This is a genomic window from Paraburkholderia kururiensis (assembly GCF_034424375.1).
GTDB classification, from domain to species: domain Bacteria; phylum Pseudomonadota; class Gammaproteobacteria; order Burkholderiales; family Burkholderiaceae; genus Paraburkholderia; species Paraburkholderia kururiensis_A.
The window spans coordinates 5,154,611-5,169,097 of record NZ_CP139965.1 but is presented as its reverse complement, the minus strand read 5'-3'; the positions used below and the strand labels follow the sequence as shown (position 1 = coordinate 5,169,097).

Genomic DNA, 14,487 nt, shown 5'->3' with positions numbered 1-14,487 from the left:
GCGGCCCGTGAAGCCCGCCGTGAGGCGCCCGCCGCCGCGCAACCACCACACACAAGCCGATGAAGCTCACTCCCCGCGAAAAGGACAAACTGCTGATCTTCACCGCCGCGCTGCTCGCCGAGCGGCGCCGCGCGCGTGGACTGAAACTGAACTATCCCGAGGCGGTCGCGTTCATCAGCGCGGCACTGATGGAAGCCGCGCGCGACGGCAAGACCGTGGCCGAAGTCATGCACTACGGCACCACGCTGCTCACGCGCGACGACGTGATGGAAGGCGTGCCGGAGATGATCCCCGACATCCAGGTGGAAGCCACGTTCCCGGACGGCACGAAGCTCGTCACCGTCCACCATCCCATTCCCTGACGCGGACCGGGCGCAGACTTTCCCGGTCTTTCCCTGCTGAGTTTCCCTCTTGAGGCACGCACCATGATTCCCGGCGAGCTCATTGTCGAAGACGGCCAGATCGAGTTGAACGCGGGCCGCGAGACGGTCACCGTCACCGTTTCGAATACGGGCGACCGGCCCGTGCAGATCGGTTCGCACTACCATTTCTACGAAGTGAACGCGGCGCTCTCGTTCAACCGCGAAGCGGCGCGCGGCTTTCGCCTCAACATCGCGGCGGGCACGGCCGTGCGCTTCGAGCCGGGCCAGGAGCGCACCGTCGAACTCGTCGCGCTCGCGGGCGAGCGCACCGTCTACGGCTTCAACGGCAAGGTAATGGGGCCGCTGTAAGGGCCGAACGGCAGCGCGTGCCGCACGGCCTCACCGGTCTGCAGCACCGCGCGCCATCGGCCTTCGTCAGCGCCCTCGTCAATCATCGAATCAGCAACGTCATCCGGTACTACCGACCCTTGCGGACCCACCATGACACTACGCATTGACCGCCGCGCCTACGCGGAAATGTTCGGCCCCACCACGGGCGACCGCGTGAGGCTCGCCGACACCGACCTGCTCATCGAGATCGAGCGCGACTACACCGTCTACGGCGACGAGGTGAAGTTCGGCGGCGGCAAGGTGATTCGCGACGGCATGGGCCAGTCGCAGCGCGTCGCGGCCGACGTGGTGGACACCGTCGTCACGAACGCCGTGATCCTCGATCACTGGGGCATCGTGAAGGCCGACATCGGCATCAAGAACGGCCGCGTCTTCGCCATCGGCAAGGCGGGCAATCCCGACATCCAGCCCGGCGTGACCATTCCGATCGGCGCGGCAACGGAGGTGATTGCGGGCGAAGGCATGATCGTGACCGCGGGTGGCATCGATACACACATCCACTTCATCAGCCCGCAGCAGATCGACGAGGCGCTCGCCAGCGGCGTCACGACGATGATCGGCGGCGGCACGGGCCCCGCTACCGGCACCAACGCCACCACCTGCACGCCCGGCCCCTGGCACATGGAGCGCATGCTGCAGGCCGCGGACGGCTGGCCCATCAACCTGGGCTTTCTCGGCAAGGGCAACGTAAGCCAGCCCGCGCCCGCCATGGAGCAGATCGCGGCAGGCGCCATCGGCCTGAAGCTGCACGAGGACTGGGGCTCCACGCCCGCGGCCATCGACAATTGCCTTTCCGTGGCCGACGACACCGACACGCAGGTCGCCATCCACACCGACACGCTGAACGAAGCGGGCTTCGTCGAAGCCACCATCGCGGCGTTCAAGGGCCGCACGATCCACACGTATCACACCGAAGGCGCGGGCGGCGGCCACGCGCCCGACATCATCAAGGTGTGCGGCGAAGCGAACGTGCTGCCCTCTTCCACGAACCCGACGCGTCCCTACACCATCAACACGCTCGACGAACACCTCGACATGCTGATGGTGTGCCACCACCTGGACCCGTCGATTGCCGAAGACATCGCGTTCGCCGAATCGCGCATTCGCCGCGAAACCATCGCAGCCGAAGACATCCTGCACGACCTGGGCGCGCTCTCCATGCTCTCGTCGGACTCGCAAGCGATGGGGCGCGTGGGCGAGGTGATCATCCGCACGTGGCAGACGGCGCACAAGATGAAGGCGCAACGCGGCGCGCTGCCCGAAGACAGCGGCCGCAACGACAATTTCCGCGCGAAGCGCTACGTCGCGAAGTACACGATCAACCCGGCGCTCACGCACGGCATCGCGCACGAGGTGGGTTCCATCGAGCCCGGCAAGTGGGCCGACCTCGTGTTCTGGGAACCCGCGTTCTTCGGCATCAAGCCGGCGCTGATCCTGAAGGGCGGCATGATCGCGGTGGCGCAGATGGGCGACCCGAACGCATCGATTCCCACGCCGCAGCCGGTCCACTATCGCGAGATGTTCGCCACGCGCGGCGGGGCGCTCGGGCGCACGTCGCTCACGTTCGTCTCGCAGCTTGCGGCGGACGCGGGCATCGGCGAACGGTACGGTCTGCACAAGCGCATCGTGCCCGTGAAGAACTGCCGCACCGTCACGAAGGCGCAGATGATCCACAACGCGTGGCAACCGTCGATCAGTGTGGACCCGGAAACCTACGAAGTCATCGCCGACGGCCAGTTGCTCACCTGCGAGCCCGCCAAAGTGCTGCCCATGGCGCAACGCTATTTCCTGTTCTGACATGCGCACGCTCGACAAACGCCTTGCCCCGCATCTGAAGCTCGCGCCCGTACTCGTCAAGCGCGCGCCCACGCTCACGCTGCCCTACGACGCGCGCTGCAAAAGCCGCCTCGCCGCGACGCTCGACAACGGCGAAGAAGTGGCGCTGGTGCTGCCGCGCGGCACGGTACTCGCCGACGGCGACGTGCTGGTGGCCGACGACGGCGCACTCGTGCGCATCGTGGCCGCCGCAGAAGCCGTGCTGCTCGTGCGCGCCGCGGACACGCTGACGCTCACGCGCGCCGCGTATCACCTCGGCAACCGGCATACGCCCGTGGAAGTGGGCGCGGATTATCTGAAGCTCGAAGCGGACCCCGTGCTCGAAGACATGCTGCGGCGCCTCGGCGCCACGGTGGAGCGCGCCACGCTGCCGTTCCAGCCCGAAGCGGGCGCGTATGGCGGCGGGCACCGGCATGGCCACGATGCGTCGTTCGCCGAAGACTATGCTCTCGCGCAGCAGGTGTTTGGTGAGCATCATGGGCATTCGCATGACCATGACCACGCCCATGCGCATGGTCACGCGCATGATCATGCTCACGACGCAAGCCACAGTCACGGTCATGCGCACGATCACGACTGCGGTCACGATCACTCGCACAGCGACGGCCACGGGTGCGGCCACGATCACGGCCATGCGCATCGCTGAACTCACGGCTCTGCTGCATCTCGCGTCGCCGGCTTTGCCGATCGGCGCGTTCAGCTACTCGCAGGGACTCGAAGCGGCCATCGAAGCCGGACTCGTCACCGACGGCGAGAGCGCGCGCGACTGGATCGCCGCGGGCCTCGCGAATGTGCTGGCGCCTGGCGAACTGCCCTTCGTCGCGCATCAGATGCAGCGCTGGCGCGACCACGACGAAGCCGCGCTCGCGGAGGCGAACAGCGAGTTCATCGCGAGCCGCGAGTCGGCGGAACTGCGTCGCGAGACCGAGCAGATGGGCTGGTCGCTGCGGCAGCTGTGCGCCTCGCTCGAATGGGGCGATGCAGAACGACGTGCCACACTCGCGGCGCTTGTGCCCATCGCGCAGCCCACCGCCTTCGCGTTCGCAGCCGTGGCGCACGAGGCATCCGCCGACGCCGCACTCGCCGCCTACGCCTTCAGTTGGGTCGAGAACCAGGCCGCCGCCGCGCTGAAGGCCGTGCCGCTCGGCCAGCTCGCGGGGCAGCGCATCATCGTCGCGCTGCGCGAGCCGATCGAAGCCGCCGTCGCACGGGCGCTCGCCACCGCCGCCGACGAACTCAACACCTTCGCGCCGCAACTGGGCGTGCTGTCGGCGCGACACGAATCGCAGTATTCGCGGCTGTTCCGCTCGTGAGCGTCCGCGTTGCAGCCTGCGCTGATTTCCGCGCTGATTCCCGTATCACCCGCCCGCTTCACCAGACCGAATTGCACTCACCATGAACGCACCTCACCTTTCCCCGACACAAGCCGCATCGAGCGGTGCCGCACGCCGCACGAAGAAGCTGCCGCCGTTGCGCGTCGGCGTGGGCGGCCCCGTCGGCTCGGGCAAGACCACGCTGCTCGAAATGCTCTGCAAGGCGATGCGCGAGCGCTACGACCTCGTCGCCATCACCAACGACATCTACACGAAGGAAGACCAGCGCCTGCTCACCGTGGCGGGCGCGTTGCCGGCCGAACGCATCATGGGCGTGGAAACGGGCGGCTGTCCGCACACGGCGATCCGCGAAGACGCGTCGATCAATCTGGAAGCCGTGGACCGCATGCTCGCGCGCTTTCCCGACGCCGACATCGTGTTCATCGAATCCGGCGGCGACAATCTCGCGGCCACCTTCAGCCCCGAGCTGTCCGACCTCACGATCTACGTGATCGACGTGGCGGGCGGCGAGAAGATTCCGCGCAAGGGCGGCCCCGGCATCACGAAGTCGGACCTGCTCGTCATCAACAAGACCGACCTCGCGCCGCTGGTGGGCGCGAACCTCGACGTGATGGCGTCCGACGCGAAGAAGATGCGCGGCGAGCGGCCGTTCGTGATGTGCAACCTGAAGTCGCTGGCGGGGCTCGACGAAGTGATCCGGTTCATCGAGAAGAAGGGGTTGCTGGTGGGGTGAGGGCGAAGCGCCCACGCGATAGCGGCGTGCGGCACGAGCGCACGCGCCTGGGCGCACGCCTCACGGCATGGGGTGAGCCGTCTCGCCCGACGGCTCCGGCAACAACGTCGTCAACACCTCCACCGTGCGCGCCGTCGCGCCGCGATGGCGCGCAGCGAAGGCCGAGGCCGCGGCGCCCATCGCCGTGCGGCGCGGGCGGTCGGTGAACAGTTCGCGCAGCGCCTTCGCGAGACCCTCGGGGTCCGGTACCTGCAACGCCGCGCCGGTTGCCACGGCATCGGCTGTGGCCTGCGAAAAGTTGAAGACATGCGGGCCGATCAGCACCGGCACACCGATGGCGCAGGCCTCGATCAGGTTCTGTCCGCCGAACGGCAACAGACTGCCGCCGATGAACGCGACGTCCGCCGCTGCGTAGTACGCGCCCATCTCGCCCATCGAATCGCCCAGCACGACGCGCACGTCGGCGGGTAGCGGCGGCACGTCCGTGCTCGCCGCCGCACCCGCCGCCGCAGCCGCTGCGGGCGCCCAGGCCGAGCGCCGCACCGCACGCAGGCCCTTGCGCTCCACGAGCGCCGCGACTTCGTCGAAACGTTGCGGGTGGCGCGGCACGAGGATCAGCACCGCGTCGTCGATGCCAAGCGCCGCGAACGCCTGCAGCACGAGTTCCTCTTCGCCTTCGCGCGTGCTTGCCGCCACCCACACGGGGCGCGCGCCGATGGCCTTGCGCCATGCGTGACCACGCGCCGCGAGCTCAGGCGGCGTCGCCATGTCGAACTTCAGGTTGCCGAGCACGGCCATGTTGCGCGCGCCGAGCGCGGAGAGCCGTTCGGCATCGGACGGGCTTTGCGCGAGCACACGCGAGAATCCGCCGAACACCTCGCGCGTGGCGCGGCCGAACTTCGCGGCGCGCCGATACGAACGCTCCGACATGCGCGCGTTCGTGAGCACGAGCGGCACGTCGGCGCGGCGGCATTCGTCGATGAGCGTAGGCCACACTTCGGTCTCCATGACGAGTCCCAGCGAGGGACGCCATGCATGCAGGAAGCGGCGCACCGCGTGCGGCATGTCGTAAGGCAGATAGCAGCGCAGCACGCGGCCGTCGAAGATGCGCTCGCCAGTGGCGCGACCGCTCGGCGTCATGTGCGTGAGCAGAATGCGCGCGTCGGGGCGGGCTTCGATAAGCGCCTCGATAAGCGGCTGCGCGGCGCGCGTCTCGCCCACGGAAACGGCATGCACCCAGATGAGCGGCGCGTCGTCCTCGGGCACGCGGCCCGCGCCGTAGCCGAAACGCTCGCCGATGTGCTCACGGTAGCCGCGCTCGCGGCGCGAACGGATCAGCAGACGCAGCACCGCGATGGGCGCGATGAGCCACCAGGCCGCGCGATAGACGGCCCTCAGCATCGTGCCTCCACGGGCATCGAGACTCGTACCGCGTACCGAAGGAAGAGAACCGGCAACACGCGCACGTGAACCGCGCACGCCCGGCACGCCGCCCGCGCCGCATCGAACAGCCGCTGACGCCGCCGCGCCAAAGAGGTCGCGCTCAAACCAGCGCCCTGCCCTTCAGGCGTTCGAGAATGCCGAGCGGCGCCCACTCGGGCTGCACCATCGCCTTCACGGGCAGGAAGAAGGTTTGTTCGAGCATGAACTGACCGGACATCACCGCGTGCGAGGCCTGGTCCGAGAAACAGATCCACACGGAGCCGGGCGGGAACGGCATGGTTTCCTGCGGGCTCGTCTTCTGGTAGTCGAGGTCGGCCTTCATGCTGTCGTGCAGGTTCAGCATGAGGTGGTCGTACTCGCTGCGCGGTGACTTCGTGATGTGCAACAGGTTCAAGAGCCACGCCGAGCCCGGCCATTGCGGCCGGATGGCGGGCAGGAAGCGCTGCGCCATGTCTTCGAACGGCTCGCCCACGCGCCACACGCGCGGCACGCCATTGGGATTCACGTTCGTGAAGACGCGCAGAATGCGCTCGCCGTAATTGGGCCGCGACGGGAACGCGTCCACGTGCAGACGGCTGTCGTCCTTGCGCCACGAGGTCTGCCGCGTTTCCACCTGATGCAGGCGCAGACTCGTGGGCGCCACGCGCAGCTTGCCGCCGTACTCGGGAAAGAGACCATCGACGAGCTTGCGCGCATTCAGTTGATAGCGCGCCACGAGCGCGCGCACGGCCGACTGCGTGACCGTATCGCCCAGCACGCCGTGCAGCGCGCCGCCGTTCGGCTCGAGGCTGATGTTCTTGCGCTTGGGGTCGGCAATGGCCGGGTCGAGCAGCGCACGCTCGCCGTTCTCAATGGCGAAGCGCAGGTTCGGAAAATACAGCACCTTGCCGTGCTCGACGCCTTCGAGCAGCGTTTCGCGCGGCACCGAAAGGTTCTGTCCGCTCCAGTCTGCGGACGCGACTTCGATAATCTGGGATTCGTTCATGATTGCCCTTCAAAGCGAGGCGGCTACCGGCATTCAGGATGGGTCCGGGTAGCGCTGCCGTGGTGTGGCCGCACGTTGCGGCGTGCGGCGCAGTTACAGCAGCCCGAAGCCGGCGAGCGCTGCCTTCACTTCCTGCAGCGTCGGCGGTCGCCCTGCCGTACCGAGATTCACGACATTCGGCGACCAGTAGCCGCCCGTGCGCCAGGCGGTCGCGAAATTGTACAACTCGACCGTTGGCCGCTTCAGCGCCGCGGCAATGTGCACGAGGCCCGTGTCCACGCCCACCGTCGCCGCCGCGCCGTCGATCAACCCGACCACCGCAGGCAACGAGAGCTTCGGCGGCACGATGGCCGCGGCGCCGAAAATCTGCGCGAGCCGCTCGCTCGTGGCCCGCTCGGCCTCGCTGCCCCACGGCAGCACGAGCGACGCACCGCGGCGCACCAGCGCCTGGCCCAGCTCGATCCACGACGCCTCGGGCCATTGCTTGTCCTCACGCGACGTAGCGTGGACGAACACGACGTAAGGAACAGGAAGGTTCAGACCAAGCTGCGCGATGGCGAGCGCCGCGCGCCGCGTGTCGAGGCCGAAGTCGATCTCGTCGGTGGGCTGGGGCTTCGGGTCGCCCAGCGCCGCGGCCACCAGTTGACGCGTGCGCTCCACGACGTGCGTGCGCGCTTCGATCGGCACGCGCTGGTCGTAGAAGAAGCGCACCGGCCATTCGTAGCCGGCGCCATCCGTGCGATTGCCGAGGCCCACGAGCGGCCCGCGCGCCCAGCTTGCCACCCACGCTGTCTTGATGAGCCCTTGGCAGTCGATCACGAGGTCGTACTTTTCGGCCGCGAGCGCGCGGCGAAACGCGCCGATCTCGCGCCAGTTCGCCGCGGAGAACAGACGCTTGCGCCAGCGGCGCAGCGAAAACGGAATCGCACGGCGCACGCCGCTCACGAGCTGGACGAGATCAGCGAAGCTCTCTTCCACGAGCCAGTCGATCTGCGCACCGGGATGGCGGCGCAGGATGTCGGTCACGGCCGGCATGTTGTGCACGACGTCGCCCAGCGACGACACGCGCACGATCAATATCTTTTGCGCACTCAAGGGGGTCCAGGGAATTGAAGGCGGCGCTCTTGCCGCCCATGCCAAACGGATAAGGTCCGCAATTTTATCGCGGCAAGGCGGCGGCGCCCCGGAAAACCGCAAGAAGCCGCGCTGGCGAGGCGCCGCTTCTTGCCGTTTCTTCTGATCGAGGTCAACGGGAGGCGGCGGGCGAACCGCAAGCTGGCGGCATGCGCACGGAGGGCACACAGCATGCAAGGAACGGCAAGGAATGGCCCAAAGGCCGATGGCGCGCGCGGCGATCAGCGCCTATTCTTAGGCTCAACAGGTTCCGGGCTCTATCGATGACGACGCACAAGCTCTACGCCGCCACCTCGCTCCTGCTCCTCGCGTGCCTCGCGGCGCTTGCCGTGCTGTCCGTGGGTCTGCCCGAGCCCAGAATGCAGGCGGTGTTGTTCCTCGGGCTCTTCGCGGTGCTCGTCGTCGTTCGCAAGCCGGCTACGCGGCCGGTGCTGCTTGTCTTCACCGGCTTTCTGGTGATCCGCTATATCGCCTGGCGCTTCCAGTCGTTTCCGGTTCACGGCGACCTGGCCTCGCGCCTCGCGGCCGGGGCGCTGCTCGGCGCCGAAGTCTACTGCATGGGCGTGGTGCTGCTGGGCTACTTCGTCGCCGCGCGTCCGCTCGTGCGCCGGCCGCCGCCGCTGCCCGAGGACGAAGCCGCCCTGCCGTTCGTCGACATCTACATTCCTACGTACTCTGAACCAATTCCGGTCGTGGCGCCCACCGTGTGCGGCGCAATCGAGCTCGACTACCCGAAGAGCCGCTTTCGCGTGCACGTGCTCGACGACGGCTTCCCACGCTCGAAGACGGCGAAGACAGCCGAACAGCGCGAGGCGCTCGCCATGCGCGCCACGCAGTTGCGGGCGCTCTGCGAAAAGCATGGCGCCGTGTACCTCACGCGCGATTCCAACGAGCACGCGAAGAGCGGCAACCTCAATGCGGCGATGCGCAACACCTCGGGCGACCTCATCGCCATACTCGATGCCGACCACGTGCCCACGCGCGACTTTTTGCGCTGCACCGTGGGCTTCTTCGTCGATAGCGCCAAGGTCGCGCTCGTGCAGACGCCGCACTTCTTCACGAACCCCGATCCGCTCGAAAAGAACCTGGGCCTCTTCAACGAAATGCCCGCCGAGAACGACCTGTTCTACCGCGCGGTGCAGCCGGGGCTCGACACCTGGAACACCTCATTCTTCTGCGGCTCGGGCGCGCTGGTGCGGCGCACGGCGCTCGAGGAAGTGGGCGGCTTCTCGACAGACTCCATCACCGAAGACGCCTCGACCTCGGTGAAACTGCACCAGCGCGGCTGGCAGTCCATCTACCTGAGTCGCCCCATGGTGGCGGGCTTGCAGCCCGAGACGGTCTCCGGCTTTCTCGTGCAACGCATCCGCTGGGGCGTGGGCATGATGCAGATCCTCATGAAGCAGAACCCGTGGATCGTGCGCGGGCTCTCGCCGGCGCAGCGCTTCTGCTACTGCTCGATCAGCCTGTTCTGGTTCTTTCCGTTCGCGCGGCTCATCACGTTTGCCGTGCCTGTCATCGGCATCGTCTTCAAGCTGCACATGTATCCGGGCGGTGCCGACGGTCTGCTCGGTTATACGCTGCCGTATCTCGTGGCCGTGCTGCTCACGGCCGAGCGGCTCAACGGACGCTTTCGCCGCATCTTTTCCTCGGAACTCTACGAAACGCTTCAGGCGTTCTACATGCTGCCGCCGCTCGTGTCCGCCCTGCTGCGGCCCAACGCGCCCACCTTCAGCGTGACGCCCAAGGGCGAGCAAAGCAACGCCGACTTCATCAGCGAATTCCGCGCCCCGTTCTACGTCATGTTCGCCGGGTCGGTGCTGGGCCTCGCGTGGGGGCTCGCGCGCGTCTTCCTCGAGCCGCAGCAGCGGCCGGTGCTCGTCGCGGCCCTGCTGTGGATCGTCTTCAACCTGTTTCTGTCGCTCGGCGCGCTGGGGGTGCTGTTCGAAAAGGCGCAGCGACGGGCGCGCCCGCGCATCGACATCGAGGAACCCATTACGGTGGTGAGCGAGGCCGGCGAGCAGCACGTCACGCTCGTGGACGCGAACGAGCTGGGCCTGCGCCTTCGCACCACGGGCGCGCCCGTCCCGCCGCGCTTCGACGTGCGCTTCGGCAACCGGTTGCTCGCCGCCCGTGTGCTCGCGCCCATCAACCCCGGCACCCACGAATACGTCGCGCTCTACACGCCGCGCTCGCCCGAAGAAGAGCGCGGCGCCGTGGTGCTTGCCTACGGCGACAGCGAACGATGGCTGCGGCAATGGAAGCGGCGCGAGGCATCGCCCAACCTCGTGAAGTCATTGTTCGGCATGCTCGCCATTTCGCTGCGAGGCGCGCACGCTCACGCGCGGCACGTGGGCCGCAAGGGCTTCCATGGTTAGCCGGCTCGTTCGGGCCGGATTCGGCGCGCGGCTTGCCGCGATGCTGGTGGCGGTTGCGGCGGCGATGCCGCTCGCTGCGGTCGCGCAGACCGTCACGCGGCCGTTCCAGGCACTGCGTCCCGCGAGCGGCCCCGCGGCCACGGCTCATGCGCTCGTGGTGGAACTGTCGCCGCGCGAGATACTGAGCGGCGTGCACCTCGACGTCGCGCCGGCCACGGCGCCTGCGGCCGGCACGCAATATGCCGTCTGGGTCAACGGACGTCTTGCGGCACGAACGGACGCGAGCGCAAGCCCACAGCGCATCGCGCTCGCACCGGCAGCCTTCTCGCCCGGCGTCAACAGCATCCAGCTGGCGCGCGTTGCGCCCAACACGCCGGACGCGTCGCTCAATGGGCAAACGGCGCAGAACGCCGCAGCGCCCGTGGATGACGCGCGTTCGTCCGTGTCGCTCGACTTCGCCGGGCTGCGGCCCAACCCCACGCCTACGCTCGCGCAGATTCCCCTCGCCTTCGATGCGCGCGCCCTGCTGCCGCGCACCGTCACGCTCGATTTCGGCCGGCGCGCATTGCCCTCGCCGGAACGGCTGCGCGCCGCCGCGCTTGCCGTGCAGGGCATCGCGGCCCGCATGCCGCACGCCGATGTGCGCGTGGCGTGGCACGGCGTGGACACGAAGCTCGCATGGTACGGAAGCCGCGACCCGGCGTCGTGGGCCATCGACCCCGACGCGGCCGCCGCAGGCGACGTGCTCGTCATCGGTACCCGCGAAGCACTCGCGGACTCGTTGCCGGCTTCGGTCGTGGCTTCCATCGGCGGACCGTCCGGCGCCCCGTTCATCGGCCTTTATCCGGCCAATGGCGGCAAGTCGGTGATCGTGGTGCTCTCGGGCACGAGCGACGCGGATTGCCTGCGCGCAGCCCAGGCCTTCGCCGACCCGGCCTTCGTGTTCCCGGCGCGCAATGGCAACGCTAACGGCGCCGGCAACGCCATCACGCTCGACAACACGATTGCCGTTCACGAACCGCCAACGCACCGCGCCATTTCACTGACCGGCGACGCCCCGCTCGTGCGCGCGGCGATGAACTTCGCGGCCATCGCCGCGCGCCACACGGGCGTACCCGTCGACTTCACGTTCGCGTTCCCCGGCCGCATCGCGAGCGCCGATCTGCTGTTCTCACAAGACAGCGCGGTAAGCGGACGCGTGCGCAGTGCCCTGCCCGTGTATCCGCCGCTGCGTCCGCACGAGGCGGTGTCGGTGGCGGCCGACCTGGGGCCGCACCGCCTCGTGGCGATCATCGGCAACGACGAGCCCTCGGTGGAGCAGTCCGTCGACCTGTTGCGCGGGCCGGCTGCGTGGTCGCTCTTCAACCGCGGGCCGGTGTTGTTCGACACGGCCGAAGCGTCGGCCATTCCGCTCGAAGCGGCGAAGCGCTCGCGCGTCGCGGCGCTGCGACTGCTGCTCGCCGATCCGGCCGTGTTCTGGCCCGTGCTGCTGGCGCTGCTGGTGCTGTGCGGGCTCTTCGTCAACCTCGCGCTGAAGGCGCAGGTCGTGCGGCGCCTCGGCGAGGCCGGCCCGTCCACGCATCCGGATACCCCTCTCAAACAAAAGACATGAATCGCACGGTCATTGCGACAGCCGCGGGCATTCTCTTTTCGTGGCACGGGCACACATGGGCCGCGACGACGGCGAGCGACGCCTCCGCCGGTTGGGGCAACGCGCCTCGGCCACAGGAGACGTTGCGGCTCGCGCCATCGGCTGCGCCGCGCGTCGCGCCCGCCGCCAGGGCGCCCGCTGATGCGCCTATGAAGCACGGGGCGCGCGGCGCGAAACAAGCGCATCACGAAGCGCAAGCATCGACGCCCGGCTGCACGAACCTGCCCGCGAAATGGGACAAAGCGAACGCCCTCGCCACCGCAGGCAACACCGCCGACGCCTACGCGGCCTACCTCGCGCTGCTGCACACCTGCTCGGATCCCGGCGCCCTCGCGGGCACCGCATGGCGTGCGGCCCAAGCGCTGCCGGGCGCCGACGTCGATCGCATGCTCGCGGACCCGGTCTTCGACACGCCGTCGCTGCACAAGGTGCGCAACGATCTACGACTGCAGCGCCTGTATGCCGAAAACGAAGCGGGCCACTACGACAGCGCACTCGCCGCCTCGCGTGCGCTGCGCGCCGATCCGTCCGTCGAACTCGATGCCTCGGCGCTCCAAGTGTCCGGCTGGCTCGAAGACCGGGCCCATGACGATCACGCTGCCGAGCAGTTGTTCCGCGAGGCCGTGAAGCGCGGCGGCGATACGTCTTCGGCACAGCTGGGGCTCGCCGTCGCGCTCATGCATCAGCAGCGGCTGGCGGAAGCGGAAGCCGCCTCGCGCGACCTGACCACACACGACGGCAGGCGCCTGCACGCGTTCATCGCGCTTTCGCTCGCGAAGGACTCGGGCGACGCCGCGCAGGTCGATGCCGCGCTCAAGCTTGCCGAGGCGGCGGGCAACGCGAACGAACCCGGCACGCGCGCGCTGGCGGGTTGGGCCATGCTGAACAGCCGGCGCCCCGCGCAGGCCCAACAGATCTTTGCGCAGCTTCATGCCGAAGCCCCGGACAACGAGGAATATGCCCAGGGCCTCGCCTATTCGGCGTCGGCCAACCGCGATTACGGCACCCTCGACGCGCTCGCGGCTGCGGCCGGCACGTCCGGCACGTCCGGGCTCACCGCGCAGCCGTCGTCGGCAGCATCGCGACTGGCCCGCCAGACGCTCGCGGAACACGACGAACACCGTGGCCTCTACGACAGGGCGCGCGCACTCACGGGCCACCCTTCGGAAGCCGAAGAGCCCGCGGTGCAGACCGCCTTCACGCTCGACCGCAAAACGGGCGCGCCGGGTCAGGACAAGCTCACGATCTGGACCATTCCGCAGCTCTCCGTGAAGCTGCTGCCCACGCCGTCGCTCTCGGTACAGATCGACGCCGCCGCGATGCGCCTCGACAACGGCGTGCAGCACGCGTGGGGCAAGCAGTTGGGCGCCACCGTGCGCACCGAAATCGGCGACGGGGTGCTGACGGCGGGCGCCGCCATCGAAGCGCCCGGCAACGGTCCCGTGCAGGTGCCCGCGAAAATCCAGTACCTGCGTATCTCCGAAGGCGAGGACGAGTTCGTGCGCATCGCCGCGAGCCGCGACAGCGTCTACGACTCGCTGCGCGCGTATCAAGGCAGTGCGGGCACGGGGCCGGCCGTCTCGTCGTCGGTGGAAATCGCAGCGCGGCAGTCGATTGCGAGAAGTGCCTTTTACGTGGGCGAAACGCTGTCGGGCGGCGCCGTCACCGCGAGCGGCACGCCGTTCAATCCGTTCTATGCTGCAAGCCTCTCGCTCACGCGCGACTTTCGGCTCAACGGCTGGAGCTGGCTCAATGCCGGGCCGGAAGTGCGCATCGGCTCGTACCGCTACGACGCCAACCGGTACAGCGGCGCGTACGCCGGATACTGGAGCCCGAAGTCGAACCGCGAGGCCGGGCTCGTGTTCTTCGCGCAGTCCGACGAAGGCGGACGGTTCCTGTTCAAGACGGGCGCACGCGTGGGGTACGCCACGCGCGAGCTTTACACGGGGCGCGCGTCGGGCGCATTCGGGGAGAACACCACGACGATGGCGGGTCTCGTCTCGCCATGGCTGATTGCGGGCACGGGGATCGGCTACCGCACGTCGCCGGGCTATCACGACGTGAGCGTGTTCGCGTGGCTCAAGATTCCGTTCGAGCCGCGAGGGCACCTGCGCGCCGCAGACCTCTTCACGCCGCGCGGGTTTTAGCGGCGACATCGGGCACGCGGCCGGCAAGACAGGTCTTCAGCAGAATGCGCGACGAGGCGTGACGCCGGGCGAC

Annotated in this window: 12 protein-coding genes; 9 read left to right on the top strand and 3 right to left on the bottom strand. The window is 68.4% G+C overall.

Annotated features, from left to right (window positions below; all coding sequences use genetic code 11):
• Positions 1-59 precede the first annotated feature (59 nt).
• The 6 genes from ureA (at position 60) to ureG (ending at position 4,676) form a co-directional block, all read left to right on the top strand.
• On the top strand, positions 60-362 hold the full coding sequence (gene ureA / locus U0042_RS23195) for an urease subunit gamma (RefSeq protein ID WP_017773123.1): 303 nt from the start codon (positions 60-62) through the stop codon (positions 360-362).
• Between the two features lie 63 nt (positions 363-425).
• Positions 426-731, top strand: a complete 306-nt coding sequence (locus tag U0042_RS23190; protein ID WP_114808949.1) for an urease subunit beta — start codon at positions 426-428, stop codon at positions 729-731.
• A gap of 132 nt (positions 732-863) precedes the next feature.
• A complete protein-coding gene (ureC, locus tag U0042_RS23185) occupies positions 864-2,570 on the top strand; it encodes an urease subunit alpha (RefSeq protein WP_114808950.1) in 1,707 nt (568 codons plus the stop codon).
• A 1-nt stretch (position 2,571) separates the two neighbouring features.
• On the top strand, positions 2,572-3,255 hold the full coding sequence (gene ureE, locus U0042_RS23180) for an urease accessory protein UreE (protein WP_114808951.1): 684 nt from the start codon (positions 2,572-2,574) through the stop codon (positions 3,253-3,255).
• Positions 3,242-3,922 (top strand): urease accessory protein UreF, encoded by a 681-nt coding sequence (locus tag U0042_RS23175; protein ID WP_114808952.1) that lies wholly within the window; start codon positions 3,242-3,244, stop codon positions 3,920-3,922. Before ureE ends, U0042_RS23175 begins: the two co-directional genes overlap by 14 nt.
• An 82-nt stretch (positions 3,923-4,004) precedes the next feature.
• Positions 4,005-4,676, top strand: a complete 672-nt coding sequence (gene ureG / locus U0042_RS23170; protein WP_114808953.1) for an urease accessory protein UreG — start codon at positions 4,005-4,007, stop codon at positions 4,674-4,676.
• Positions 4,677-4,736: 60 nt separating this feature from the next.
• Here the strand turns inward: ureG and waaA are convergent, their stop codons facing one another.
• From waaA to waaC, 3 genes are all read right to left on the bottom strand, one after another.
• A complete protein-coding gene (gene waaA / locus U0042_RS23165; RefSeq protein WP_114808954.1) occupies positions 4,737-6,077 on the bottom strand; it encodes a lipid IV(A) 3-deoxy-D-manno-octulosonic acid transferase in 1,341 nt (446 codons plus the stop codon).
• Positions 6,078-6,219: 142 nt separating this feature from the next.
• Positions 6,220-7,104, bottom strand: coding sequence for a Kdo hydroxylase family protein (locus tag U0042_RS23160; RefSeq protein WP_114808955.1), 885 nt, complete (start codon positions 7,102-7,104; stop codon positions 6,220-6,222).
• Between the two features lie 93 nt (positions 7,105-7,197).
• Positions 7,198-8,199 carry a lipopolysaccharide heptosyltransferase I gene (gene waaC / locus U0042_RS23155; protein ID WP_114808956.1) on the bottom strand — a complete coding sequence of 334 codons (1,002 nt, stop codon included), beginning with the start codon at positions 8,197-8,199 and terminating at the stop codon, positions 7,198-7,200.
• 302 nt (positions 8,200-8,501) lie between these two features.
• Here waaC and bcsA point away from each other — a divergent pair, with 302 nt between their 5' ends.
• The 3 genes from bcsA to U0042_RS23140 are packed head-to-tail and all read left to right on the top strand — an operon-like array spanning position 8,502 to position 14,414.
• Positions 8,502-10,616 (top strand): UDP-forming cellulose synthase catalytic subunit, encoded by a 2,115-nt coding sequence (gene bcsA, locus U0042_RS23150; RefSeq protein ID WP_157977770.1) that lies wholly within the window; start codon positions 8,502-8,504, stop codon positions 10,614-10,616.
• Positions 10,609-12,228, top strand: coding sequence for a hypothetical protein (locus U0042_RS23145; RefSeq protein ID WP_114808958.1), 1,620 nt, complete (start codon positions 10,609-10,611; stop codon positions 12,226-12,228). Before bcsA ends, U0042_RS23145 begins: the two co-directional genes overlap by 8 nt.
• Positions 12,225-14,414, top strand: coding sequence for a tetratricopeptide repeat protein (locus U0042_RS23140; RefSeq protein ID WP_114808959.1), 2,190 nt, complete (start codon positions 12,225-12,227; stop codon positions 14,412-14,414). Before U0042_RS23145 ends, U0042_RS23140 begins: the two co-directional genes overlap by 4 nt.
• The last annotated feature ends 73 nt before the right edge of the window (positions 14,415-14,487 follow it).

What these genes read in the sequence shown, in the direction of transcription:
- ureA (WP_017773123.1), top strand. Translation starts at nt 60, where the DNA reads ATGAAGCTCACTCCCCGCGAAAAGGACAAACTGCTGATCTTCACCGCC.
- U0042_RS23190 (WP_114808949.1), top strand. Translation starts at nt 426, where the DNA reads ATGATTCCCGGCGAGCTCATTGTCGAAGACGGCCAGATCGAGTTGAAC.
- ureC (WP_114808950.1), top strand. Translation starts at nt 864, where the DNA reads ATGACACTACGCATTGACCGCCGCGCCTACGCGGAAATGTTCGGCCCC.
- ureE (WP_114808951.1), top strand. Translation starts at nt 2,572, where the DNA reads ATGCGCACGCTCGACAAACGCCTTGCCCCGCATCTGAAGCTCGCGCCC.
- U0042_RS23175 (WP_114808952.1), top strand. Translation starts at nt 3,242, where the DNA reads ATGCGCATCGCTGAACTCACGGCTCTGCTGCATCTCGCGTCGCCGGCT.
- ureG (WP_114808953.1), top strand. Translation starts at nt 4,005, where the DNA reads ATGAACGCACCTCACCTTTCCCCGACACAAGCCGCATCGAGCGGTGCC.
- waaA (WP_114808954.1), bottom strand. Translation starts at nt 6,077, where the DNA reads ATGCTGAGGGCCGTCTATCGCGCGGCCTGGTGGCTCATCGCGCCCATC.
- U0042_RS23160 (WP_114808955.1), bottom strand. Translation starts at nt 7,104, where the DNA reads ATGAACGAATCCCAGATTATCGAAGTCGCGTCCGCAGACTGGAGCGGA.
- bcsA (WP_157977770.1), top strand. Translation starts at nt 8,502, where the DNA reads ATGACGACGCACAAGCTCTACGCCGCCACCTCGCTCCTGCTCCTCGCG.
- U0042_RS23145 (WP_114808958.1), top strand. Translation starts at nt 10,609, where the DNA reads ATGGTTAGCCGGCTCGTTCGGGCCGGATTCGGCGCGCGGCTTGCCGCG.
- U0042_RS23140 (WP_114808959.1), top strand. Translation starts at nt 12,225, where the DNA reads ATGAATCGCACGGTCATTGCGACAGCCGCGGGCATTCTCTTTTCGTGG.